This window comes from Actinomadura luteofluorescens, from assembly GCF_013409365.1.
In the GTDB taxonomy this organism is placed as follows: Bacteria; Actinomycetota; Actinomycetes; order Streptosporangiales; family Streptosporangiaceae; genus Spirillospora; species Spirillospora luteofluorescens.
In genome coordinates, this window is the sequence record NZ_JACCBA010000001.1 from 4,957,908 (window position 1) to 4,980,518 (window position 22,611).

Consider the following 22,611-nt stretch of genomic DNA (forward strand, 5'->3'; position numbering starts at 1 on the left):
CCAGTCCCGGCCTAGGCCGCTTCGAGACAGGCCTAGTTCCTCGCGCGCACGAACTCAACGAGCCGATCGGGGTCCTCCCCTTCCAGGACGATTCCGAAGTCCTCGGCCAGCGTTCCCGGTACGTCTTCGGGGGCGAGGGTGCGGGACTCGGCGGTTCCGTCCGGGCGGGTGACGGTCAGCTTCGTCCCGTCCAGGACGCGGAGCGCGTCGGACGAGAACTTCTGCACGAAGGGGCGGGTCGTGAACGGCGAACGCGCGCTGGTCGACACGTAGTAGCTGCCCACCTCGAAGTCGATGCGGAACACCTCGTTCAGCACGAACGTGTGCCGCTGGACCCAGCCGCCCGGGCCGCGCTGGTGCATCTCCCACTCCGCCGTGTGCGGGGTCCAGGTGGTGACGGTGCGGCCTCGCCGGAGCCGGAAGCCCCAGCCGTCCTGGACGGCCTCCTCACCGTCCACGAGCCGCAGCGGCTCCAGCGGGCCGGCGCCGAACCCGACGTCGCACAGCCACGCCGGCTCGTCCCGCGACGCGTCCGGCGGGCGGACGTGCAGCAGCGCGTGCGTGGCGGGCAGGATCTTCGCCGACCCCAGCGTCACCCGCCCCGCCACCGCCGCGACCTCGTACCCGAGCCGCTCCAGCACCGCCGCGAACAGCCGGTTGTGCTCGAAGCAGTAGCCGCCGCGCGGACGCCCGACCAGCTTCGCCTGGACGGCGTCCAGCGACAGCTCGATCGGCCGCCCGAGCATGATCTCCAGGTTCTCGAACGGGATGGACGTGACGTGCGCGCGGTGCAGGGCCCGCAGGGTCGCGGCGGTCGGTGCCAGGCCGCCGTCGTGGCCGACGCGCTTCAGGTAGGCGGGCAGGTCGAGCAGCTCGCCCTGCCATCCGTGGCCGTGGTCCTCGCTCATGTCTTCCCTTCCCCCGGCGACGACGCCTCGCCGTTGATCGCGACAACACCGCGGGCGTCCCGGATCCTCCCGGAGATCCGCTCGACGTCGCGCCGCTCGCCGGGCGGCAGCGCGGCGCCGGCCGCCGCACGGAGCGCGCCCGCCTCGGCGAGCAGCCCGTCCGCGGCCGCGTGGTCGCCCGCCAGGGACCGCGCCCCGGCCAGCCCCTCCAGCGCGAGCGCGATCGCGCGCGGGTCGCCGACGGCGCGGGCGGCGGCGAGCCCCTCGGTGTGCAGGGCCAGCGCGCCGCCGGCGTCGCCGCGCTCCTCGGCGATGAAGCCGAGCTGGGCGTGCGCGAACGCGAGGCCGGCCGTCCCGCCGATGCCGCGCAGCCAGCCGAGCCGGGCGCGCAGGTGCCGCTCGGCGGCGTCGAGGTCGCCGCGGGCGCGGGCGACGAGCCCGAGCCCGACCTCCGCGAACTCCTCGGCCGACCGGGCCATGTGCCGCCGCGCCAGGTCGAGCGCCCGCTCGTGCAGGTCGCGCGCCTCGCCGAGGGCGCCGGTGAGGAGCGCGACGCGGCCGAGGCCCGACATCCGGAACGAGGCCTCCGGCCACATCCGCGACTCCTCGGCCAGCCGGAGCCCGTCGCGCAGCAGCCGCGCGGCCTCGGCGTAGTCGCCGGTGATCTCGGCGCGCCGGACGAGTGCGTCGGACGCCTCCAGCCGCCCCCACGGGTCGCCGAGCTCGGCGAACAGCGCTGCGCTGCGCACCGCGTCCCGCTCCATGGCGGCCAGATCGCCGTGCCCGACGGCCAGCTTGGCCCGGGTCGCGAGCGCGGCGGCCGTGAACCAGCGATCGTCCCGCTCCCGGAACACGGCCAAGGCGCGGTCGACGCGTCGCTCGTTCACGGCCAGATCCCCATACGCCCAATGCACGTGGCTCAGCAGCCACTCGGCCTTGGCCCTGGCGAGCGGATCGTCGTGTTCGGCCAAGGCGGCTTGCCGAAGCTCCTCTGAATCGGTGCCTTCGCCGACCAGCATGGTGAAGGCGGTCAGCCACGTCGCGGCCTCGGTTCTGGCCGGGGACGCCAGCGAATGGGCGGCCAGGGTCTCAGCGAACGCACGGCGGGCCTCCCCGAAGCGCCCCCGCAGGTACCAGTACCAGGCGAGCGCGTTCACGAGCCGGAATCCCGTCTCGTTTCCCAGAGCAGCGCGCAGGTTCGCGGCCTCCTCGTCGAGCAGCTTTAGCCAGTGGCCCTGTTCGGGACCGCGCAACCGTTCCGCCGCTTGTTCGGCCAGGCCGGTGTAGTGCAGGACGTGGCGGTGACGGAACTCGTCCTCCTCGCCCGCCTCCCGCAGGCGTTCCAGGGCGTAGGCGGCGACCGACTCCAGCAGCCGGTACCGGCCTTCCTCCGTCCGGACGACGAGGGAGCGGTCGACCAGCCTGGCGAGCACGTCGACGCCCGCGTCGCAGACCGCCTCCGCCGCGTCCAGCGTGCAACCGCCCGCGTGGACGGCGAGGCGCCGCAGCGCGACCCGCTCGGGCCCGGTGAGCAGCTCCCAGCTCCAGTCGATCATCGCGCGGAGCGTCCGCTGCCGGGCCGGGCCGCCGTGCCTCCCGCCCGCCAGCACCCGGAACCGGTCGTCCAGCCGCGCCGCCAGCTCCCGCACCCCGAGCGCGCGGACGCGGGTCGCCGCCAGCTCCAGCGCGAGCGGCACCCCGTCCAGGCGCCGGCAGATCGCCGCGACCCACGGCGCCGTGCCGGCGTCCAGCTCGAAGCCGGGGGACGCCGCCGCGGCCCGCGCGACGAACAGCCGGACCGAGCCCGACTCGCGCAGCGCTTCAGGGGAGGCGTCGTGACCGGGCGGATCGAGAGGCAGGACGAGTTGCAGCCGTTCCCCGGCGACCCCCAAGGGCTCCCGCGACGTCGCGAGGACGCGCAGCCCGGCCGCGTCGGCGAGCAGCCGCCCGGCCAGCTCGGCGACGGGTTCGAGCACGTGCTCGCAGTTGTCGAGGACGAGCAGCGCCCGCCGCCCCCGCAGCGCGTCGGCGAGGGGGCTCCCGGCGGATTCCTCGCGCAGGCCCAGCGCGCGGGCGACCTGCCCGGGCACGTCGTCGGGCGCGGTCAGCTCCACCATCCACACCCCGTCGGGGTGGTCGGCGATCGACCGCGAGGCGATCTCCACGGCCAGCCGCGTCTTGCCGACGCCTCCCGTGCCGGTGAGCGTCACGAGCCGGTGCTCGGCCAGCAGGGCGCGGCCCCGCTCGACCGCGCCCTCGCGGCCGATCAGCTCGTCGAGCGCGGCGGGCAGCCGGGGCGCCGGCCGCGGCGGCGGGGCGGGGCCCTCCGCGAGCATCGACCGGTGGAGTTCCGCCAGCTCGGGCCCCGGGTCGGCGCCCAGCTCCTCGGCGAGCCGCTCGCGCAGCTCGTGGTAGCCCGCGAACGCCTCGCCCTGCCGCCCGGCCAGGTGCAGGGCGCGCAGGTGGAGGGCGTGCAGCCGCTCGCGCAGCGGGTGGCGGGCCGCCGGCGCGGCCAGCTCGGCCGCCACCGCCGCGTGCTCGCCGAGGTCGAGCCGGGCCTGCGCGTGCCGCTCCAGCGCGACGAGCCGCCCCTCCTCCAGCTCGATGATCGCGCTGCGGGCGAACCCGGCGTCGGCGAAGTCGGCGAAGGCCGGCCCGCGCCACAGCGCGAGCGCGTCGCCGAGGAGCCGCTTGCGGGCGAGGGGATCGGCGGCGTCGCGGCCGAGCGCCGCCGCGAACCGCGCGGCGTCGACCGCCTCCGGACCGGCGTCGATCACGTACCCGGGCGGACGGGCGGCGACGAGGCCCCGGCCGCCCGGCTCGCCGTCCTCCAGCGCCTTCCGGAGCTGCGAGACCCGGGCTTGGAGCGTTCCGACCGGGTTGCGGGGCGGCCGGTCGCCCCACAGCGCGTCGATCAGCCGATCGACCGGGACGGGGCGTCCGGGACGGGTGAGCAGGACGGCGAGCAGCGTGCGGACCTTCGTCTCCGGCACGCGCACGGGCGTCCCGGCGTCCGTCCACACCGCGAGCGGTCCCAGCACCCCGAAGCGCACACCGTCCAGCGTAGCCAGCGCTACGGACAGACCCGCAGCACGTCCGTAGCGCCCAAGACGAGGGTGGAGGAAACACACACCCAGGAGGACAAGTGACATCTCCAGTGACCGTCATCGGTCTCGGGCCCATGGGCGCGACGATGGCCAGGACGTTCCTGAAGAACGGCCACCCGACCACGGTCTGGAACCGGACGGCGTCCAAGGCGGCCTCCTTGGTGGAGGAAGGTGCGACCCTCGCCCCCACCGCCGCCGAGGCCCTCGCGGCCTCCGAACTGGTCGTCGTCAGCCAGACCGACTACAAGGCGATGTACGAGTCGCTCGACGGCGCGGACCTCGAAGGACGCGTCATCGTCAATCTCAGCTCAGGCAGCCCCGGCGAACTGCGCCGTGCGAGCGCATGGGCGTCCGAGCGGGGCGGCGTCCTGCTCACCGGCGGAATCATGGTGCCCCCGCCAGGCATCGGCCAGCCAGGCGCCTACGTCTTCTACAGCGGTCCCGAGCAGACGTTGGACCCCCACCGCGAAGCCCTGGGCGAGCTGGGGGACGTCACGTTCGTCGGCGAGGACCCGGGCCTGGCGATGCTCTACTACCAGTCGCAGCTCTACCTCTTCTGGTCGACCATGACCGCCTACATGCACGCCGTGGCCCTGCTGGGCACCGCGGGCGTCTCCGCCCAGGAGTTCCGTCCGTTCGCCGCGTCCCTGCTGGTCGCCCTGGGCGGCGACGGGCCGATGGGCTTCGTGAAGCACATCACGGAAGAGATCGAGGCCGGCGTCTATTCCGGCGAGGACAACACCCTTCACATGCAGGCCGTCGGCGCCGACCACGTCGTCGAGGCCGCCCGCGAAGCCGGGATCGACGTCGCGAATCCGACCGCCCTGCGGGACCTGTTCTGGCGTGCCGTGGACGCCGGTCACGGCGAGGACGGGCTGTCCGCCGTCATCGAGGCGGTCCGCCGCCGCTGATCAGGGGGAGGCGGAGGACGAACCGGGCGCCCGCGCGGGAGTCGGCGATGCGCAGGGAGCCGCCGTAGATCTCGGCGATCTCGCGGGCGATGGGCAGGCCGAGGCCGGTGCCCTGGGGGTCCCGGACGCGCGACTCGCTGAGCCGGGCGAAGCGCTCGAAGACGCGTTCGCGGGCCTCCTCGGGGATGCCGGAGCCGTCGTCCAGGACCTCCACGACCGCGTCGCCGCCGTCGCGCGCCACGGTCACCTCGATGCGCGACTCGGCGTGCCGCTCGGCGTTGCCCAGCAGGTTCCCGAGCACCCGGCTCAGCCGGACCGGGTTCGCGCGCACGACCACGCCGGGCTCCAGGCGCATCCTGATCGGGACGTCGCCCGCGCGCAGGCCGACCTCCCGCCGGACCAGGGCGGCGAGGTCGACCGGTTCCACGGGCTTGGGGGTGCGGGCGTCGAGCCGGGCCAGTTCCAGGAGGTCGGACACGATGTCGTTCAGGCGCCGCGTGTCGCGGAGCGCGCCGCGGACCATCGGCTTCCAGTCGGCGTCGTCCGGCTCGCCGAGGGCGACCTCCAGCCGCGTCTGGAGGCCGGCGATCGGGTTGCGCAGGTCGTGGGAGGCGTCGGAGACGAAGCGGCGCTCCCGGTTCACCGCCTCCTCCAGCCGGTCGAGGGTGGCGTTGACCGTCTCGGCGAGGCTCTGGATCCCGCCGCCGGCCTCCGGGACGGGCACCCGGTGGTCCAGGCCCCGCGCGTCCAGGTCTGCCATCTCGGAACGGATCACCTCGATCGGGACGAACGCCTGCCCGATCGTGTGCCACGTCCACCACGCGATCAGGCTGAGCAGCGCGACGAGCAGGCCGAACAGGGCGAGCGGCAGGAGCCACACGTTCAGCAGGCCGGGCAGGCGCGCCGCGGCTATGACCATGACGTCCGCGCCCCACGGGGACGTGCGGATGCGGAGGCCGAACGCCCACACGCACGTGTCCAGGGAACCGGGGCAGACCCGCTGGTCGATCAGCAGTTCGCCTCTCGCCAGGTCGGCGGTGGCGAGCGCCGGGCGCCCGCGGATCGCGTCGCTGGCCGCCACGACCTCTCCGCGCGGGTTCACCACCTGCACCATCGGCGCCTCGCCGGGCAGGACGTCGATGACGCCGGGGTTCCTTCCCCGGGACAGGTCGAACGCGATCCGTTCGGCGGTCCGTTCCGTCTGGCGCGCGACCCTGTTCTCCGCCCAGTCCCTCGCCAGCAGCAGCATCAGGATGAGCGCCAGGACCAGGATGACCGCCGACACCGCGACGGTGATGAGAGTCGCGCGCCCCCGCACCGAGAAGAGCAGTTGCCTGCCCCAGAGGCGGGTGGGATCCCGCTTCCCCGCCGTCACAGTGTATTCCCGGAAGGGTGCACACCGTCACTCCAAGTGACTTGGTGTGACGTGCCCGCACCCCGGGCGGCGCCGGAGCAGGCGCCGTGAACAGGACAAGGGTCGCGATCCGTATATCGAGGGTGACGGGCCGCCTTCCGGACGTGAGGGCGGCCGGGACGGGGAGGCGGTGCTGTGGTCGGGACGCGGGACCGTGTGGTGATCGGCGAGATCACGCTGCCGGGCGTGCGGCGGTCGGTCGGAGGCGCACGCGGCTTCGTCCGGAGCGTGGCGGCCGGCCATCCCGCCCTGGACGACATGGTCCTGGTGGCGAGCGAGACGGTCGCGAACGCGATCACGCACACGGCGTCCGGGCTGGAGGGCGGGCAGGTGAGGGTCGCGGTCCTGGCCGGGGACGGGGGATACCGGCTCGAGGTCGCCGACGACGGCGCCGCGGGCGGCCGCCCTCACGTGCGGGTGACGGACGGGACGGGCGCGGAGTCGGGACGCGGGATGCGCATCGTGGAGGCGCTCGCGTCGCGTTGGGGCTTCCGGGCGGACGGCGCCCGGACGGTGGTGTGGGCGGAGTTCCCCGCCCCGGAGGCCCCCGCCCCGGAGGCCCGAGCCCCGGCCGCCGCGGTGGAGCGGGGCCGGGGCCGGGGGACGCCGGTCAGCGGCCCCGGTTGAGCTGCCGGGTCGGCATCTGCCGGGCGTTGCGGCGATTGTTCGCGAAATTCGCCGACCTGGGGTCGGAGTTCTTCCGCTTGCCCTTCTTTCGCGATTTGGAGAAGGGGCCGATGTTCGTCTCATGGTTCATGGCACGCATGAAGAGATCACCTCCGGGCACGTCTGAATTCGGCCGTGAAAGGCCGTGAAAGGTGGAGAAGGGCACACCGCATCGCCGCAGGGCACACGCGTGCCCGTGCGATGGAGGAGCGCCATGGAGAGACGGGAGCGGGCCCGCGGGCAACGCCGGGGGCGGCTCAACCGGAGAAGAATCAAAGCTTCATGGGCAATAGTTAGCCATACCTCCGGGCGACGTGTCAACCATTAATTCCCGGCGGGCGTGAACTCGAAGGCGGGGAAACGGCGATACATGCCGGGAGGCTTCATGAAGCTGCTGGCTTGGGTCGCCGTCGCGGCGGCCGCGGTGATGGTGACGGGCGGCCTGTCCGCGTACGGGTACTACTGGCGGCTGCAGAACGCCGTCCAGCACGAGGACGTCGACCGGCTGATCGGTGGGAACCGTCCCAGGAAGCTCAACAGCGCGATCAACATCCTCGTGCTCGGGTCGGACACGCGCGAGGGCGCCAACGCCCAGTACGGGCGGGGCCTGCGGGACAAGCCGCCCGCGTCCGACACGATGGTGCTGCTGCACCTGTCGCCGGGCGGCGGCCAGGCGATCGCCGTCAGCCTCCCCCGCGACCTGATGATCCCCATCCCGGCGTGCACCCGCAGGGACGGGACGAAGGTACCGGGCAGCGGCGTCGCCATGCTGAACGAGGCGATCGCTCGCGCGGGCCCCACCTGCACGGTCCACACCGTCGAGCAGCTCACGAAAGTCCGCATCGACCACTTCGTGCAGGTGGACTTCGTGGGCTTCAAGCGGATCGCGACGGCGGTCGGCGGCGTGCCCGTGTGCGTGACGGCCGACGTCCACGACAAGGACTCCGGGCTGACCCTCACCAAGGGCCGGCACCGCCTGAAGGGCGAGGACGCCCTGGCCTACGTCCGCAGCCGCAAGGGTTTCGGGAACGGAAGCGACACCGAGCGCATCCGGCGGCAGCAGCACTTCTTCGGCGCGCTCGCCAAGCAGGCGATGGGCGCGGGCGTCCTCACCGATCCGGGACGCCTGAACGCCCTGCTCAGAGCCACGGCCGAGTCGCTGACCACCGACAGGGGGCTGAGCGTCGCGGCGATGCTGAAGATCGCGCAGGGCATGCGCGACCTGGACGCCGGGAAGCTGCGCTTCGTCACCGTGCCGTCCGGGGCGTACCCGCTGAACCGCAACCGGGTGGCGCTCTCCCAGCCCGCCGCGAACGAGTTCTTCGACGCGCTCCGCAACGACGTGGTGGCGCCGGCTCCGGCGAGGGCCCCGGGCGCGCTGCCGGGGAGGGCGCGGGTGTTCAACGCCTCCGGGGTCGAGGGCCGCGCCGCGCAGGTGGCTGCGCAGCTCAAGGACGCCGGCTGGCAGGTCGCCGCCGTCGGCAACCTCGGCTCCCGCCCGCGGGCCACCGTCGTCCGCTACGGGACGGGCGCGGAACCGCAGGCGAGGGCGCTCGCGGGCCTCCTGCCGGGTGCGCGGGTCGCGCCGCGCGCCAAGACGCCGCCCGGCGTCGTCGACCTGGTCATCGGGACGGGCTTCACGCGCGTCCGGACGTCCGGCGGCGTCCCTGTCCAGCGCGGCGAGAGCCGCGCGAGCGACGAGGTCTGCGAGCGGGTGGCGTGATCTGCATCCGGTTGGAACGAACATTCAGCCATACCGGTGATGATCTTCGCTTATCGGCATAATCACCCGAATGGCGATGTCGCTTCCGGTGCGGTTCCGCAGCGATGGGGTGCGGGTGGCGGTGGAGACCGACCCCCTGCACGCCCCGCTGCGCGACTTTCTCATCAACGACCTGGGGGAGGACGTCTCCGCGATAGCGCGCGCCCAGGGGCGGCTGAACGACGGCGCGGCCCGGCCCTGGCAGGAGCAGTACCGCTACCACCGCCTCGACTTCGACGGCACGACCGTGCACGTGCGCGACGTCGCCGGGTGGGCGTCCTGCGACCTCGAACCGGCCGTCCTGCGGCGGTGCCTGGACGAGTACCTCCACCAGGTCGGCGCCCTCAAGAGCCGCCGCAGCCTGGAGCGCGACCTCGGCAGGCCGGGCAACGGCGAGCCGATGGCCGCCTCCCTCGCCCTCGGCTCGGTGTCCCGCCGGACGCAGGGATGGGGCCTCGTCCAAACCCCGCGCGCCGTGCTGGAGGACTTGGCCGGGCTGACGCCGCACCCCGACGCCTGCCTTCCGCACGGCGTCTTGGAGACCGGCTCGGGCGCCTGCTGGGCCGACCTCGCCGTCCTGGACGAGACGGGGAAGCGCCTACGCGGCGGCACCAAGACCTTCATGCCGAAGGGCATCGACCCGGAACGCCTTATGGGCGAGCTGGGTAACGCGCTGACCGAGGCTCGCTTCCTGAACGGGATCCCAGGCGCGTGGTCGGGTGTCGTCGCCGGGGTGCCCGTGCACGGCTACGTCGACCCGGAGGCCGTTCTGCGGCTTCCCTGCCAGCCCATCGAGATCGGCGGCATCGTCCGGCGCGTCAAGGTGTTCTTCCCCGAACTCGCCGACTCCGGTGCCGACCTGGCGACCGCGGCGTCCAGTGCCAGCGCCTTCACGCCGTCGGTGAACGGGCCGCGGCACGTTCTGACGGCGTTCCTGCTCCACGACGTGCAGAGCCACCGCCACCACCTGGAAGTCGTCCGCGCGGCGCGCCCAGGCTGGGAGCACACGGGCAACGCCTGCCACATCCGCATGGACGTCCAGACCGTCCGCCTGGAGCACCTGTGGCTGCCCGGCCACACCTGCGAGGTGCCGACGGGCGAGTTCGCCAGCGTCCTCTACGAATACGAACGCCTGACGGCCATCTGAGTGCCTGGACCTCGGCGGGGTCGATCACCTCGCTGGAGACGAAGTGGACGTTGGCGGACACGGTCTAGGAGAACGCCGCGGCTACCGTGTCGGTGAGGGCCGCGCCGGCCGTGCCGTCCGGGTCGAGTTCCGGGTCGTAGATGGCGATGTGCATGCCCACCGCGCGCGGGCTCGCCACCAGCGTCCGGAGGACGGACGCCAGTTCCTCGAACGACAGGCCGTCCGGGTTGGGGGAGTCGACGGCCGGCATCACGCTCTTGTCGAGGATGTCGGCGTCCAGGTGGATCCAGTACCCCTCGATCGGAGCGGCCTCCAGATGCGCCCGCGCCCCCTCGGCGGCCGCGCCCGCGCCGTGCTCGCGGATGTACTCGATCGGGAAGCGGCGCACGCGCGAGGCCTCGAACGCGTCCAGGTCGAACAGCTCGAAGTCCTCGGGCTCCCGCTGGACGCCGATGTGCGCGACGTGCTCCTCCGCCACGTAGGGGCGCAGCCCCTCGACGTCGGTGAGGGCGGCGGGGCCGTGCCCGGTGACGAGGCCGAGCGCCGACCCGCCCGCCGTCAGCCGTCCCGCGGCCGCCGACGGGTCGCGCCGGGGCGAGTAGTCGTCGTGCCCGTCCAGATGCGCCAGCCCGTACGCGCCGCGGCGGCGCAGCGCGAGCATGGGGCCGAGGAGGATGCCGCAGTCACCGCCGAGCACCATCGGGAACTCGCCCCGGTCCAGCACCTCGCCGACGCGGGCCGCGAGCCGCTCGGTGTAGTCGGCGAGGCCGGGGCCGTTCAGGTAGCCGGTGTCGTGGTCCGGGCCGAACACGTAGGGCGGCGGGTCCACGCGGCCGGCGTCCTCGGCCCGCAGGCGGCCGACGATGTCGTGGCCGCGCAGCGCGCGGGCCAGCCGGCGCACTCCGGGCTCGTGACCCTCCCGCGGCGGGCGGAGCCCCAGGTTGGACGGTGCGTCGAGCACTGCGATCATTCCTGCAATCTAGAACACCGTGGCAACCCGGCATACCACCCGAAAGCCGGAACGTCCGGAAGCTCAGCAGCAGACGGAACGGAAAGGGACGTCCGATGACCGCTCCGGGACGACTCGTCGACCGCCTCCTCGGCCTCCCCGAGCCGGCGTCCCCGCACGCCGAGTCGGCGCGGGACCTGCGGGTGCCCATGCCGGACGGCGTCGTGCTCGTCGCCGACCTGTACCGGCCGCGCGGCGCGGGACCGCTGCCCGTCGTGCTCATGCGCACCCCCTACGGCAAGCGGCAGGCCGTCGTCCGGCTGTTCGCCGGGGTCCTGGCCCGGCGCGGGTTCCAGGTCGTCGTGCAGGACGTGCGCGGCGTCTTCGGGTCGGGCGGCGAGTTCCACGCGTTCCACGACGAGAAGGACGACGGGCTGGCCACGCTCAAGTGGCTCCGCGCGCAGCCCTGGTGCGACGGAAGGGTCGCGATGGTCGGCGCGAGCTACCTCGGGTTCACCGAGTGGGCCGTCGCGCCCTACGCGGACCCGCCGCTCGCCGCGATGGGGCTGGGCATCACCTCGTCCGAGTTCGCCAGCTCCTTCTACCCCGGTGGTGCCCTCGCCCTGCACAACACCCTTGTCTGGTCGTCCTTGATGGGCACGCAGGACGAGAGAAGGCGGCCGTTCCACAACAGACGCGTCCGGCATGCGATGCGGCACCTGCCGGTAGGTGAGGCCGACCTCGCGGCCATCGGACGTCCGGAATCGTTCCTGCGTGAGGTCGCGTCCCACGCCGGGCCGGGCGACGACTTCTGGAAGGGCACCGACCACAGCGCCGCCGTCCCCGCGACCACCACGCCCACCACGATGGTCACGGGCTGGTGGGACCTCTTCTTGCGCGGCCAGCTCAGGGACTTCGCCGCAATGCACGCGGAGGGACGCCAGGTCCGCATCACCATCGGTCCCTGGGGACACGACGCCAAAGCCCTCCGCGCGACGCTCCACGACCAGGTCTCCTGGCTGAACGCCCACCTGAACGGCGACCAGGCCCAACTTCGCAGGGCGCCGGTGAGGCTTCACCTGCAACAGGCCAACACCTGGCTGGACTTCGGCCAGTGGCCCCCTCCCGAGACCAGGCCCACGCCGCTCTACCTGTCCCGCGGCCTCGTCTGGGACGAGGCCGACGCGGACCCCGCCACGTTCACCTACGACCCCTTCGACCCGACCCCCAACGTCGGCGGCCCGCTCCTGTCACCCGGCAAGGGAAAGCAGCGCGACAACGGCCCGCTCGAACGCCGGGACGACGTGGTCGTCCTCACCGGCGCGCCGCTGACCGAGGACCTCGACGTGATCGGGCCCGTCTCGGCGACGATCCACGTGCGCACCAGCACCGGCCGGGGTGACCTGTTCGTCCGCCTCTGCGACGTCGACCGGAGCGGCGTCTCCCGCAACGTCACCGACGGCATCCTGCGCCTCACGTCCACCGGGACCGTTCGCGCCGAGATCGAGATGCACCCGACCGCGTACCGCTTCCGGCGCGGCCACCGCCTGCGCGTCATGCTCGCGGGCGGCGCGTTCCCCCGCTTCGCCCGCAACCACGGCACTCCGGAGCCCGCGGGGCAGGCCGTCGCGGCCCGGCGCACCCGTTTCGAGGTCTTCCGCGACGCCGACCACCCCTCCGCCCTCCACCTCCCCGTCTGGAGACCCTGACCACTCCGCCGGCGCGATCGCGCAGGCCGCCCATCGCGCCCGAACGCGTAGCGTGTTCCGTTCGTCGCACACAGTGGCCCGTTCGCCGACAAGGCCGGGCAAAGCCGCGATGGCCTGGCGAACCCTCGCTACGTTCTTCCCATCCGCTGGACGGTCGGCGCGAGCCGCTTCGGGGGGAGCGGCGGGTTCTGCGTCCGCGCCGAGACCGCGACGGCGGAACGGGGGGAGAGGGGTCACTCGGGGGGAGTGGCCCCTCCGTCCGTTTCCGGGGTCCGGCCAAGGCCGGCGTCCGGCGTGTCGGATGGCGCGGGCGCCGCCGACGCGGTGGCGGGCGCCGCCGCATAAATGGGGATCTCCCCTCACGGGCCTCTCGGCGCGCTGTCCCATTTCTAGGTAAAGGAATCGCCGCACCCATTCCAGTGGCCCCGCGCCTCGGGTCAAGAGGACGGAGATCACGACGTCCTGCGGACTTTTCCGATCTGACGGGAAAAGGCGTTTCAGGGGGCCTGGATCGAAAAATTGACCCCGGGGGAGTCGACTTCGCGGCACGGCTGCGGAATGGTCTCCCGCATGGATTCACGAATTCGAGCCGCGGGCGGGGCGTCCGGCCCCGTCCAGTGGCTGCTGGCCTTTCTCGGCGCCCGCGAGAAGGCGCTGCGCACGCACTCCGGGACCGCCTCCGGGCCCGCGGAGTGGCTGCTGGTCTTCCTGGAGGTCGAACGCGCCGGGCCCGCCGCCCGGCGACGCCCGGCCGCCCTGCCGTCCCGGCGCGGCAGGACCGAGGAGCCACCGTTCGGCCGGCTGTCCGCCCGCAGCGCGTAAAGGAAGGTCATGACCATCGAGATGCTCCTCGCCGCCCTGATCGGCGGCGCGATCGGCCTCGCCGAGCTCGTCGCGCGCTACCGCGACCGGCCCGCCGCGGCCCTGCTCTCCCCGGGCGGGCTGCTGTTCGTCTTCGTCAACGCCAGCGCGTCGATCGTCGCGCTGATCGCGGTGACCGCCTCCGGCTGGACGTTCGGGCTGCCCGCCACCACACCCCCGGCGAGCCTCGTGGTCGTCCGGGTCATCGCCGCCGGCCTCGGCTCCGCGGCCGTGCTGCGCATGTCGTTCGCCCCCGCGCAGGGCCGCGGCGCCGGCACCGGCCCCATCGCCCTCCTCAACGGCATCCTGCGGCTCGCCGACGGCGAGCTGGAACGCAAGCGCGCGCTCAGCAGGCTGTCGCACGACGACCTGGTGGGGCTGTCGTTCGAACGCGACCACGCGGCCCTCGCCGAGCTGTGCTGCCACCTCATGCGCGAGTTCGACCTGGCGGAGGCGCAGCGGCTCGGCGGCCTGGCGGCCGAGCTGAGCGGCCGCGACGACCTCACCGACGCAGACAAGCTGGACTGCTGGGGGCTGGAGCTGACGCGTCTCGTCGGTGAGCGCGCCCTCCGGCAGGCGGCGCGCCGGCTGCGGGACCGGCCCCGCGACGAGGCCCGCCCGGCGGCCGAGCCCGGGCAGCGCCCGGCCGTCCCGGCGCCCGACCACGACTACCTGGTCGAGACCGCGCCGCCGCGCCCCTCCGTCGCCAAGACCTCCCGCCTCGCGCCGAGCGCGAACGGCAGGCCGGAACGCAAATCGTTCAGCGACGCCTGACACCCCGTGAGATACCGGTGCGCCCCTCCGGCGGGGCGCACCGGTATTTTCGCTGGACGGGCACGCGCCGCCGGGACCGGCGGCTATTTCGGCCGGGCGGAGAGGGCCGTCTCGGAGTCGTCCCGCGCCTCCAGCGCCGCCGCGATGCGGTGCAGCGCCTCCGCCATCGAGACGAGCGCCTGCACCTGCGCGGCGGCCATGAGATTTCCCGGCGAGGGATCGGCGGCCTGCGCCTCCGCGGCCGCTTCGCAGGCCTGCTGGTTCCACCAATGCACGTACCGATTCTATTCGGTGGCACGAATGCGGAACATTGCGCCGCGCCGCCCCGCAGCCGGCACGGAAAAGGCTTTGCCGGCACCGGAATTGAAAGGACCCCGCCGTGACCACCGAACCCCGCGCCGCACCGCCCGCAGGACCACCGCACTGGACCGGAAAGCCGGTGCGGCGACTGACCACCGCGGAACTCGCCGAGGCCCTCGCATATCTGGAAAGGCACCGCCCGGACGACGACGTCCTCGGCCGCGCCCTCGCCGGCGAGTTCGCCCGCCGGACGGCCGCCGCGGAGTTCGCCCGCCGCGCCGCCGCCGACCGCCGCGACGCCCGGGAGGGCGGCCCCGGCAGGGACGACGGCCCCGGTGGACGGCGCGCCCCCGGAGAGCCCCGCCCCGCCTCACAGGACCTCGACGGGCCGCGCCGCCCGCCCCTGACGCCGCCGGGACGTCCGCGGACCTCGCAGTGAGCCGTGGGGTGGCGCGTCACTTCCGTGACCCTGGGTATGGACGCGCCATGGAGGTACGGCTGCGCAGGGTGTACGAGTCGCCGACGGACGAGGACGGGAAGCGGATCCTGGTCGACAGGGTGTGGCCACGGGGCCTGTCGAAGGACAAGGCCCACCTGGACGAGTGGGAGAAGGACGTCGCCCCCTCGACCGAGCTCCGCAAGTGGTACGGCCACGACGCCGCCAAGTTCGAGGAGTTCACCCGCCGCTACGACGCCGAACTGGCCGAGCCGGAGCGCGCCGCGGCCCTCGACCACCTGCGTGAGCTCGCCGGGCAGGGCACCGTCACCCTGCTCACCGCGACCAAGGACGTCGACCGTAGCCAGGCCGCGGTCCTCGCCGCCAGGCTCCGCGGGGCCGACGGGCCCTCCCGCGCCTGATCGCAACCCGTTCTGGGGTTTCTGGACGTCGCGCGTCAATTCGCCGTTCACCTGAATGGAACGATCCTTTCCACTGCCGCCTTCAAAGGGCTGGCATTGGACGTTCCATCTCCCCTGATCGCGCCCCGCAAAAGAGGGTCCTTCATCTTTTCGGGTCTCGCGGAGGGAAAGTGAAAAAGCGACGATTGACCCCTCTGAGCAGGTAAGTTTACGCTCCCTTTGCGCAGGTCCCAGCGAGGAGGAATCGCATGCGTAAAGGGATTGCCGTTTCCGCTGCCGCCGCAATTGCCGTGAGCGCCTTCGCCAGCGCACCGGCGTCCGCGGCGCCGCGCCGGGTGCACGGACCGAACGGCGTGACCATCGAGATCGCGACCGTCAACGGGTCGGGCTGCCCGACCGGGACGGCCGCGGTCGCCGTGTCGGAGGACAAGGAGGCCTTCACCGTCACCTACAGCGACTACCTGGCTCAGGCGGGCGGTTCCTCCGGCCCGACCGACTTCCGGAAGAACTGCCAGATCAGCATGAAGGTGCACGTCCCCCAGGGCTTCACCTACGCGATCTCGTCCACCGACTACCGCGGCTTCGCGTCCCTGGAACCGGGCGCCTCCGCCGTCGAGAAGGCGAGCTACTACTTCCAGGGAATGTCGCAGACCTCCGCCATCTCGCACACCCTGAAAGGCCAGTACGCCGACAACTGGCAGTTCTCGGACCGAACGGACGTCTCCGAGCTCGTCTTCAAGCCGTGCGGCGAGGACCGCAACTTCAACATCAACACCGAGCTGCGCGTCTACAAGGGCACCTCGGACGCCGCGAAGACCAGCTTCATGGCCTTCGACTCCACCGACGGGAGCGTCAGGACGACGTACCACTTCGCGTGGAAGAAGTGCCCGGGCTGACCGGCCCGCGCCCGTCCCGCCGGGCCGCGTCCTCTACCAGGGAGGACGCGGCCCGGCCGGCGTCGGGTGAGGGGTCGTCGCGGCGGGGCGTCCCGATGGAGTCCGGAACGGGTTTTAGAGTGAGGGGGTCTCAAGGAAGGATCCTCACCATGCCCCTCGCCTCACGTCTGCCGGCCCCGCCCGAGACCATGGCCGTCTTGGAGGAGACCTACGCGGGGGTGCTGCGCCGCGATCCGGGGGAGGCCGAGTTCCACCAGGCCGTGCACGAGGTGCTGGAATCCCTCGGCCCGGTGCTGGCCGCGCGGCCGGGCCTCGCCACCGCCAAGCTCGTCGAGCGGGTGATCGAGCCGGAGCGCCAGATCATGTTCCGCGTCCCGTGGCAGGACGACGACGGAGAGATCCACGTCAACCGCGGCTTCCGCGTCGAGTACAACGGCGCGCTCGGGCCGTACAAGGGCGGGCTCCGCTTTCATCCCACGGTGAACCTCGGCATCGTCAAGTTCCTCGGCTTCGAGCAGATCTTCAAGAACGCGCTCACCGGCCTCGGCATCGGCGGCGGCAAGGGCGGCAGCGACTTCGACCCGCACGGCCGCTCCGACGCGGAGGTCATGCGCTTCTGCCAGTCGTTCATGACCGAGCTGCACCGCCACGTCGGCGAGCACACCGACGTCCCGGCCGGCGACATCGGCGTCGGCGCCCGCGAGATCGGCTTCCTGTTCGGCCAGTACCGCCGCGTCACGAACCGGTGGGAGGCCGGGATGCTGACCGGCAAGGGCATGCTGTGGGGCGGCTCCGCCGTCCGGACGGAGGCGACCGGCTACGGCAACGTGATGTTCACGGCCGAGATGCTGCGCCGCCGCGGCGAGGACCTGGACGGCCAGCAGATCACCGTCTCCGGCTCCGGCAACGTCGCGATCTACACGATCGAGAAGGCGCAGCAGCTCGGCGCGAACGTCATCACCGTCTCCGACTCCGGCGGCTACGTCGTGGACGAGAAGGGCATCGACCTCGACCTGCTCAAGCAGGTCAAGGAGGTCGACCGGGGCCGCGTCTCCGACTACGCCGACCTGCGCGGCGCCTCCGCGCGGTTCGTCCCGGGCGGCCGGGTGTGGGACGTCCCCGCCGACATCGCGCTGCCGTCGGCGACGCAGAACGAGCTGGACGCCGACGCCGCCGCGATCCTCGTCCGCAACGGCGTGAAGGCCGTGTCCGAGGGCGCCAACATGCCGACCACGCCCGAGGCCGTGCACGTCCTCCAGGACGCGGGCGTCGCCTTCGGGCCGGGTAAGGCCGCCAACGCGGGCGGCGTCGCGGTGAGCGCGCTGGAGATGCGGCAGAACGCGAGCCGCTCCGCCTGGCCCTTCTCCCAGGTGGAGGAGGAGCTGTCGGCGATCATGACGAGCATCCACGACACCTGCTACGAGACCGCCGACCGCTACGGCGCCCCCGGCGACTACGTGGCCGGCGCCAACATCGCCGGCTTCGAGCGCGTGGCCGACGCGATGCTCGCCCAGGGCCTCATCTAGGCTGTGTTTCAAAGTCCCGGCCCACTTCGCTCGCCTGGCGGCTCGCTACGTGACCTGGCCTGGGCGAACGCGGCATCGCTTCGCGATCTGCCCAGTTCCGCTCGCCTCCGGCTTCGCTCCACCGGGCAGGTCACGCGTTCGCGCGCGTGGCCGGGGCCACTTCGAGACAGGCTTTAGAACTCCGTCCACGGCATGTCCGGAGGTGCCCACCGCCTCCGGACATGCTCATGCGGGCTTCGGTCCACCTGAGCCGCCGTACCCCGCCCGGCAACGGGCCATGACCTGCCGCAGGCGGGCCGCCGGGTGCTTTCCGCGCGGCCGGAGGGCTCAGAGAGGACCGTCCTGGGCATGGACGGAGAGTGAACGCGCAATCGCGAAGAGCTCGCGTCCGGCCCCTGGTGCGGGTGGCCGTGCGCACGACGCTGATCACGGTCGCTCTGATCGCCGTCTACTTCACGGCCCCGCTGAACAGGGCGTTCACGCTGGTCACGGGAGTGGTGCTGAGCGCGGCGCTGCTCGCGCTGGGGGTGCTCGTCGCGTGGCAGGCGAGGTCGATCGCGCACTCGCACTCCCCAAGGCTCCGCACCATCGAGGCCCTGGGGACGACCGTCGCGCTGTTCCTGCTGGTGTTCGCCTCCAGCTACCGCCTGATGAGCCACGACACGCCGCCCGGCTTCTCCGAGCCGCTGACGCACATCGACGCCCTGTTCTTCACCATCACGATCTTCACGTCGGTGGGTTTCAGCGACATCGTCCCGATCTCCCAGACGGCCCGCGCGCTGACGGCCGTGCAGATGCTCGGCGACCTGGCCTTCCTCGGCATCGTGGCCAAGGTCTTCCTTGAGGCCATGCGCCAGGGCGTCGAACGCAGGGCCAACGAGCCCCCCGACGATGCCGGAGACCGCTGACCCTGGCGCCCGTCGCCCTTCTGGTGGCCCATGCCACCTGACACCCGGCGGGAAGCTCCTCACCAGGTGGAGGGGAACATGCGGTGTTTGAGGAGCGCGTCGACCTGGTCGGCGGCGCGTTCGGTGTCGTCGCAGGGGGAGAGGTAGCCGCGTCTGCCTCGTCCGGCCTCGTAGAAGGCCCAGTTCCGGCCTGGCGTTGCGCGGACGCTCACCGTGAGCCGGACGTGGTCGTCGGGGCTGAACGCGAGGACCAGCAGCAGTGGACGCCAGGTGGGGAGGTCGTCGGTCTGGTAGTGCTTGACGCACCGGTAGCCCCTGGTCTCGATCGCGGCGGCGAGCAGCTCCAGGTACAGGATCGCCGTGGCGCGCCCGAGCCGGTCCCGCCACCGCAGCAGGTGCCGTCCCGCCCGGACGATCAGCGGGCGCAGCGGGCCCATACGACCTTTCCCTCCTCGTTGAGCGGCCGGACGCCCCAGTCGCGGACGAGCTCGGAGATCAGCGGCAGGCCGCGCCCGCTCACCGCCTCACGGTCCTCGGGCCGGACGACCGGCAGCTCCGCACCCTCGTCCCAGACCTCGATGACGGTCACGGCCTCGTGCGCGTCGGGGAAGACGCGCACCACGATGAGCCCGAACCCCACGTGCCTGTAGGCGTTGGTCACCAACTCGGTAACCACGAGTTGCCCCACGTAGTCGTCGGCGTGGCCCAACTCCCGGAACCGCTCCGCCAGGTAACGGCGCGCCCTCGCGGGCGCGTGCACCGATGGCGCCATCACCAGCCCCGGACTCTCCGGCGCAAGAGCAAGCGTTGACATGGGTGAACCCCCTCAGCCTCGATGGCGTTCCATCCGAACGGGCCCTTCGCGTCAAACCGGAAGATACCCCTCGAATCACTCTGCGTAGTTGAACGACCACCATGAAGTCATGTAACGGAGTAGGATTTCAGGGGAGCAGGGAAGTGCTTTCAAAACGCTTTCATCTGCTGCCGTGGCCATTCCCCCCCCCGGGCTGGAGGCGCCGTGTCGACGCACAAGAGGATCAAGCCCGAGTTCCTGAGTTACGGAGCGGAGGTGAGGCGTCTTCGCAAGGCCGCCGGCCTGAACCAGCAGCAACTCGCCGACCTGGTCAACGTGACGCGCAGCTACGTCACGCAGGTCGAGTCCGGACGGACGCGGTGCCGCCGCGACTTCGCCCTCCGGCTGGACCGGGCCCTCAAGTCGGGCGCGACCCTCGTCGAGGCGTGGGACGAGCTACTAGAATCCATCAAGTCCGACAAGTACCCCGAGTTCTTCGCCAACTTCCCGAAGGCCGAGCAGTCCGCTAGCCTGCTCCGCGCCTTCGAGGAGCGAATAGTTTACGGCCTGTTTCAAAAAGAGGCGTACGCTCGCGCCCTTCTGGACGACGAGGACGCCCTCAAGAACAGGATGAGGCGTCAGGATATTCTGCACCAGAAACCCGGCCCCGCCGTCTCGGTCGTGATGGACGAGACCGTGCTCTATCGTGAAGTAGGCGGGCGGGAGGTGATGAGGGAACAGTTGGAACATCTCATTGAACTGTCGCACAGGGACAGGGTCTGCCTGCAGATAGCCCCGATCTGCTACATAAGAAATGTGTGGACTCCATTTGCGATCGCCACGCTCCCCGACCAGCGGCAGATCGTCTACACCGACAATGCTTACGGTGGCGAGACGACGACCAGTCCGAGGCATGTGGCCCTGGTGAGTGAGACATTCGTCATGCTGCAGGGAGAGGCATTGAACGTGCGGGACACGAGAGAGTTGATCCGAAAGGTGATTGACGAGAGATGGACTTGAGCAAGGCTTTGTGGCGTAAGGCTTCCAAGAGCAAGGAAGATGGTTCAAATTGCGTGGAAGTCGCCTCCGTCTCCTGCAATGTCGCCGTCCGTGACAGCAAAGACCCTGATGGCCCCCCTCTCCTCGTGAGCCGCGGCGACTTCCGGCGCTTCACGGAGATCCTCAAGAACCTCTGAGAACGGCACGCTCGCCGCGTGCGTTGAACTCGGGCCCAGATCTGCGAGGTAGGGCACGTCCTGACCGGCGAGTTGGTCCGTTACTCTGCTGGCCGTGCTGGAGACGCGCCTCGACATCGCCCGGATCCGGGCTGCCCGCCGGATGATCGACCCCGTCTTCCTCGACTCCCCGCTGTACCGCTGCGAGGCGCTGGAGCCCGTCCTCGGATGCGCGGTGAGCGTCAAGCTGGAGACGGCGAACCCGGTGCGCAGCTTCAAGGGGCGCGGCACCGAACTCCTCGCCGGGCTCCTCACCGAGGAAGGCCGGCGCGCGGCGGTGTGCGCCAGCGCGGGCAACCTCGGGCAGGCGCTCGCCTGGTCAGGGCGCGTCCGGGGGCTCGATGTCACCGTCGTGGCCTCCCGCTCCGCGCCCGCGGCCAAGCTCGACCGCATCCGAGCGCTGGGCGCCCGGCTGGAGCTGGTGGACGGCGACTTCGACATGGCGCGCGAGCGGGCGGCCGCCCTCGCGCGGCACGACGGCATCCGGCTGGTCGAGGACAGCCTGGACATCGAGACCTGCGAGGGCGCGGCGACCATCGGCCTGGAACTGGTGGACTCCGCGACGCCGTTCGACGCCGTCCTGATCGCGCTCGGCGGCGGGGCGCTGGCCACCGGGGTGGGGCACGTGCTCAAGACCTTCGCGCCCGGGGTCGAGGTGATCTGCGTCCAGCCGGCGGGCGCGCCCGCGATGACGCGCTCCTGGCGCGGGCGGCGCGTCGTCACCACCGAGACGACCGACACCATCGCCGACGGCGTCGCCGGACGGCGCCCCATCCCGGCCGTCCTGGACGACCTCCTCGTGGTCGCCGACGACGCCGTCTTGGTCGAGGAGGCGTCGATCATCGCCGGCATGCGGATGCTCCTCGACCACGCCGGCCTCGTCGTCGAACCGTCGGCCGCCCTCGGCGTCGCAGCGCTCCTCGAGGACCGCGCCCGCTTCGCCGACCGCCACGTCGTCACCATCGTGTGCGGCGGCAACGTCGACATGGACGCCTACCGCCGCTGGGTCCTCGAACCCTGAGGGCCAGGCGGGCGCCCTGTCCCCGGGGTGAGTGAGCCGTGGCTGGTGCGGGCGGAGAGGCCCGCTTACGGTGGCGGCAGAGTCGTCCGACCAAGGTCGTCCAGGAGAGAAGGCCGCCATGCCCGAGTCCGGTCCGTCCGCCCTCCGGTGGCGCAGGAGCAGCTACAGCCACAACAACTCCCAGCAGCAGTGCGTCGAGGTGGCGGAGGCCGCCCACGTGGTCTGCGTCCGAGACAGCAAGGACCCCGCCGGCCCTCGCCTCACCCTGGGACGGGATGCCTTCCGCGGGCTGGTCGAGAGGGTGAAGGCAGGCGGCCTGGAGTAGCCGGCCGGGCGGGCGGGCCGCGGCCGGGCGGGTCAGCGGCGGATGAGGCGCACGACCGGGTACCGGCGGTCGGACTTGCTCTGGTACTTGGCGTAGCGGGGCTGGGCGGCGGTGATGCGCTCCCAGGCGTCGTCGCGGTCGGCGCCTTCGAGCCGGTACGGCGTCACCGGCACGGCGTCCTCGCCGGGCAGCTCGATCGCCGCGTGCTCGGGACCCGCCATCAGGTTGGCGTACCAGTCCGGGTCCCGGCTCCCGCCGCCGGACGCGACGACCAGCCGGGCGCCGTCCTCGTCGGGGAACCACGACACGGGCGTCTCGCGCGGCCGCCCGCTCCGGCGGCCCGCGGTGTGCAGGATCAGGACGTCCATCCCCATGAACCTCCCGCGGCCGCGGCGGACCTTGCGCATCATGCGGGCGTTCATCGTCCGCTGCATCCACCGCGACACCGCTCCGGGCCCGCCGCTCTCGCGGGCCTTCGCCTGCTGATTCCCTGCCATCGCCTGCCTCCGGTCGGCCGTACTGGTATGCCTTGTCCTCGACG

Annotated in this window: 24 protein-coding genes; 16 read left to right on the plus strand and 8 right to left on the minus strand. The window is 72.3% G+C overall.

Features of this window, described 5'->3' with window-relative positions; translation table 11 throughout:
- Nucleotides 1–32 precede the first annotated feature (32 nt).
- On the minus strand, nucleotides 33–908 hold the full coding sequence (locus BJY14_RS23090; RefSeq protein WP_179845535.1) for an arylamine N-acetyltransferase family protein: 876 nt from the start codon (nucleotides 906–908) through the stop codon (nucleotides 33–35).
- Entirely contained in the window at nucleotides 905–3,961 is a 3,057-nt protein-coding gene (locus tag BJY14_RS23095) for an AfsR/SARP family transcriptional regulator (protein WP_179845536.1), read from the minus strand. Before BJY14_RS23095 ends, BJY14_RS23090 begins: the two co-directional genes overlap by 4 nt.
- A 92-nt stretch (nucleotides 3,962–4,053) precedes the next feature.
- On the opposite strand from BJY14_RS23095, the gene BJY14_RS23100 reads away from it, so the two are divergent.
- Nucleotides 4,054–4,926 (plus strand): NAD(P)-dependent oxidoreductase, encoded by an 873-nt coding sequence (locus BJY14_RS23100; RefSeq protein WP_179845537.1) that lies wholly within the window; start codon nucleotides 4,054–4,056, stop codon nucleotides 4,924–4,926.
- Here the strand turns inward: BJY14_RS23100 and BJY14_RS23105 are convergent.
- Nucleotides 4,901–6,301 (minus strand): sensor histidine kinase, encoded by a 1,401-nt coding sequence (locus tag BJY14_RS23105; RefSeq protein WP_312879367.1) that lies wholly within the window; start codon nucleotides 6,299–6,301, stop codon nucleotides 4,901–4,903. The genes BJY14_RS23100 and BJY14_RS23105 overlap by 26 nt on opposite strands.
- 174 nt (nucleotides 6,302–6,475) lie before the next feature.
- Between BJY14_RS23105 and BJY14_RS23110 the strand changes: the two genes are divergently transcribed.
- From BJY14_RS23110 to BJY14_RS23120, 3 genes are all read left to right on the plus strand, one after another.
- Nucleotides 6,476–6,967, plus strand: a complete 492-nt coding sequence (locus BJY14_RS23110; RefSeq protein WP_179845538.1) for an ATP-binding protein — start codon at nucleotides 6,476–6,478, stop codon at nucleotides 6,965–6,967.
- 424 nt (nucleotides 6,968–7,391) lie between these two features.
- Nucleotides 7,392–8,729: an LCP family protein gene (locus BJY14_RS23115; RefSeq protein WP_246396050.1), complete on the plus strand. Its 1,338-nt coding sequence runs from the start codon at nucleotides 7,392–7,394 to the stop codon at nucleotides 8,727–8,729.
- A 70-nt stretch (nucleotides 8,730–8,799) separates the two neighbouring features.
- Entirely contained in the window at nucleotides 8,800–9,915 is a 1,116-nt protein-coding gene (locus tag BJY14_RS23120; RefSeq protein WP_179845540.1) for a hypothetical protein, read from the plus strand.
- Between the two features lie 64 nt (nucleotides 9,916–9,979).
- Here the strand turns inward: BJY14_RS23120 and BJY14_RS23125 are convergent, their stop codons facing one another.
- Nucleotides 9,980–10,885, minus strand: a complete 906-nt coding sequence (locus BJY14_RS23125) for an arginase family protein (protein WP_179845541.1) — start codon at nucleotides 10,883–10,885, stop codon at nucleotides 9,980–9,982.
- Nucleotides 10,886–10,980: 95 nt separating this feature from the next.
- Between BJY14_RS23125 and BJY14_RS23130 the strand changes: the two genes are divergently transcribed.
- From BJY14_RS23130 to BJY14_RS23140, 3 genes are all read left to right on the plus strand, one after another.
- Nucleotides 10,981–12,573 (plus strand): CocE/NonD family hydrolase, encoded by a 1,593-nt coding sequence (locus BJY14_RS23130; RefSeq protein WP_179845542.1) that lies wholly within the window; start codon nucleotides 10,981–10,983, stop codon nucleotides 12,571–12,573.
- 570 nt (nucleotides 12,574–13,143) lie between these two features.
- The gene (locus BJY14_RS23135; RefSeq protein ID WP_179845543.1) at nucleotides 13,144–13,395 is read left to right on the plus strand and encodes a hypothetical protein; all 252 of its coding nucleotides are present in this window, start codon (nucleotides 13,144–13,146) and stop codon (nucleotides 13,393–13,395) included.
- Nucleotides 13,396–13,404: 9 nt separating this feature from the next.
- Complete coding sequence (locus tag BJY14_RS23140; protein WP_179845544.1) at nucleotides 13,405–14,208, plus strand: hypothetical protein; 804 nt, start codon at nucleotides 13,405–13,407, stop codon at nucleotides 14,206–14,208.
- Between the two features lie 83 nt (nucleotides 14,209–14,291).
- On the opposite strand, the gene BJY14_RS23145 is transcribed toward BJY14_RS23140, so the two are convergent.
- Nucleotides 14,292–14,483 carry a hypothetical protein gene (locus BJY14_RS23145; RefSeq protein ID WP_179845545.1) on the minus strand — a complete coding sequence of 64 codons (192 nt, stop codon included), beginning with the start codon at nucleotides 14,481–14,483 and terminating at the stop codon, nucleotides 14,292–14,294.
- A 104-nt stretch (nucleotides 14,484–14,587) separates the two neighbouring features.
- Between BJY14_RS23145 and BJY14_RS23150 the strand changes: the two genes are divergently transcribed.
- From BJY14_RS23150 to BJY14_RS47310, 5 genes are all read left to right on the plus strand, one after another.
- Nucleotides 14,588–14,947 carry a hypothetical protein gene (locus tag BJY14_RS23150; RefSeq protein ID WP_179845546.1) on the plus strand — a complete coding sequence of 120 codons (360 nt, stop codon included), beginning with the start codon at nucleotides 14,588–14,590 and terminating at the stop codon, nucleotides 14,945–14,947.
- Nucleotides 14,948–14,994: 47 nt separating this feature from the next.
- Complete coding sequence (locus tag BJY14_RS23155; RefSeq protein ID WP_179845547.1) at nucleotides 14,995–15,366, plus strand: DUF488 domain-containing protein; 372 nt, start codon at nucleotides 14,995–14,997, stop codon at nucleotides 15,364–15,366.
- Nucleotides 15,367–15,614: 248 nt separating this feature from the next.
- Nucleotides 15,615–16,262 carry a DUF4360 domain-containing protein gene (locus tag BJY14_RS23160; protein WP_179845548.1) on the plus strand — a complete coding sequence of 216 codons (648 nt, stop codon included), beginning with the start codon at nucleotides 15,615–15,617 and terminating at the stop codon, nucleotides 16,260–16,262.
- A 188-nt stretch (nucleotides 16,263–16,450) separates the two neighbouring features.
- Nucleotides 16,451–17,788 carry an NADP-specific glutamate dehydrogenase gene (gdhA, locus tag BJY14_RS23165; RefSeq protein WP_179849569.1) on the plus strand — a complete coding sequence of 446 codons (1,338 nt, stop codon included), beginning with the start codon at nucleotides 16,451–16,453 and terminating at the stop codon, nucleotides 17,786–17,788.
- Between the two features lie 410 nt (nucleotides 17,789–18,198).
- Nucleotides 18,199–18,696: a potassium channel family protein gene (locus BJY14_RS47310; RefSeq protein WP_179845549.1), complete on the plus strand. Its 498-nt coding sequence runs from the start codon at nucleotides 18,199–18,201 to the stop codon at nucleotides 18,694–18,696.
- 59 nt (nucleotides 18,697–18,755) lie between these two features.
- Here BJY14_RS47310 and BJY14_RS23175 read toward each other — a convergent pair whose 3' ends face one another.
- Nucleotides 18,756–19,133 (minus strand): hypothetical protein, encoded by a 378-nt coding sequence (locus tag BJY14_RS23175; protein WP_179845550.1) that lies wholly within the window; start codon nucleotides 19,131–19,133, stop codon nucleotides 18,756–18,758.
- Complete coding sequence (locus BJY14_RS23180) at nucleotides 19,112–19,468, minus strand: ATP-binding protein (RefSeq protein WP_218905561.1); 357 nt, start codon at nucleotides 19,466–19,468, stop codon at nucleotides 19,112–19,114. Before BJY14_RS23180 ends, BJY14_RS23175 begins: the two co-directional genes overlap by 22 nt.
- 246 nt (nucleotides 19,469–19,714) lie before the next feature.
- Here BJY14_RS23180 and BJY14_RS23185 point away from each other — a divergent pair, with 246 nt between their 5' ends.
- The 4 genes from BJY14_RS23185 (at nucleotide 19,715) to BJY14_RS23200 (ending at nucleotide 22,070) form a co-directional block, all read left to right on the plus strand.
- The gene (locus BJY14_RS23185; protein WP_179845552.1) at nucleotides 19,715–20,509 is read left to right on the plus strand and encodes a helix-turn-helix domain-containing protein; all 795 of its coding nucleotides are present in this window, start codon (nucleotides 19,715–19,717) and stop codon (nucleotides 20,507–20,509) included.
- Nucleotides 20,500–20,685, plus strand: a complete 186-nt coding sequence (locus BJY14_RS23190; protein ID WP_179845553.1) for a DUF397 domain-containing protein — start codon at nucleotides 20,500–20,502, stop codon at nucleotides 20,683–20,685. The genes BJY14_RS23185 and BJY14_RS23190 overlap by 10 nt, the downstream gene beginning before the upstream one ends.
- A 94-nt stretch (nucleotides 20,686–20,779) precedes the next feature.
- Entirely contained in the window at nucleotides 20,780–21,745 is a 966-nt protein-coding gene (locus BJY14_RS23195) for a threonine ammonia-lyase (RefSeq protein WP_179845554.1), read from the plus strand.
- 118 nt (nucleotides 21,746–21,863) lie between these two features.
- Complete coding sequence (locus tag BJY14_RS23200) at nucleotides 21,864–22,070, plus strand: DUF397 domain-containing protein (RefSeq protein WP_179845555.1); 207 nt, start codon at nucleotides 21,864–21,866, stop codon at nucleotides 22,068–22,070.
- Nucleotides 22,071–22,102: 32 nt separating this feature from the next.
- On the opposite strand, the gene BJY14_RS23205 is transcribed toward BJY14_RS23200, so the two are convergent.
- Nucleotides 22,103–22,567 carry a nitroreductase family deazaflavin-dependent oxidoreductase gene (locus BJY14_RS23205; protein WP_179845556.1) on the minus strand — a complete coding sequence of 155 codons (465 nt, stop codon included), beginning with the start codon at nucleotides 22,565–22,567 and terminating at the stop codon, nucleotides 22,103–22,105.
- Between the last annotated feature and the right edge of the window lie 44 nt (nucleotides 22,568–22,611).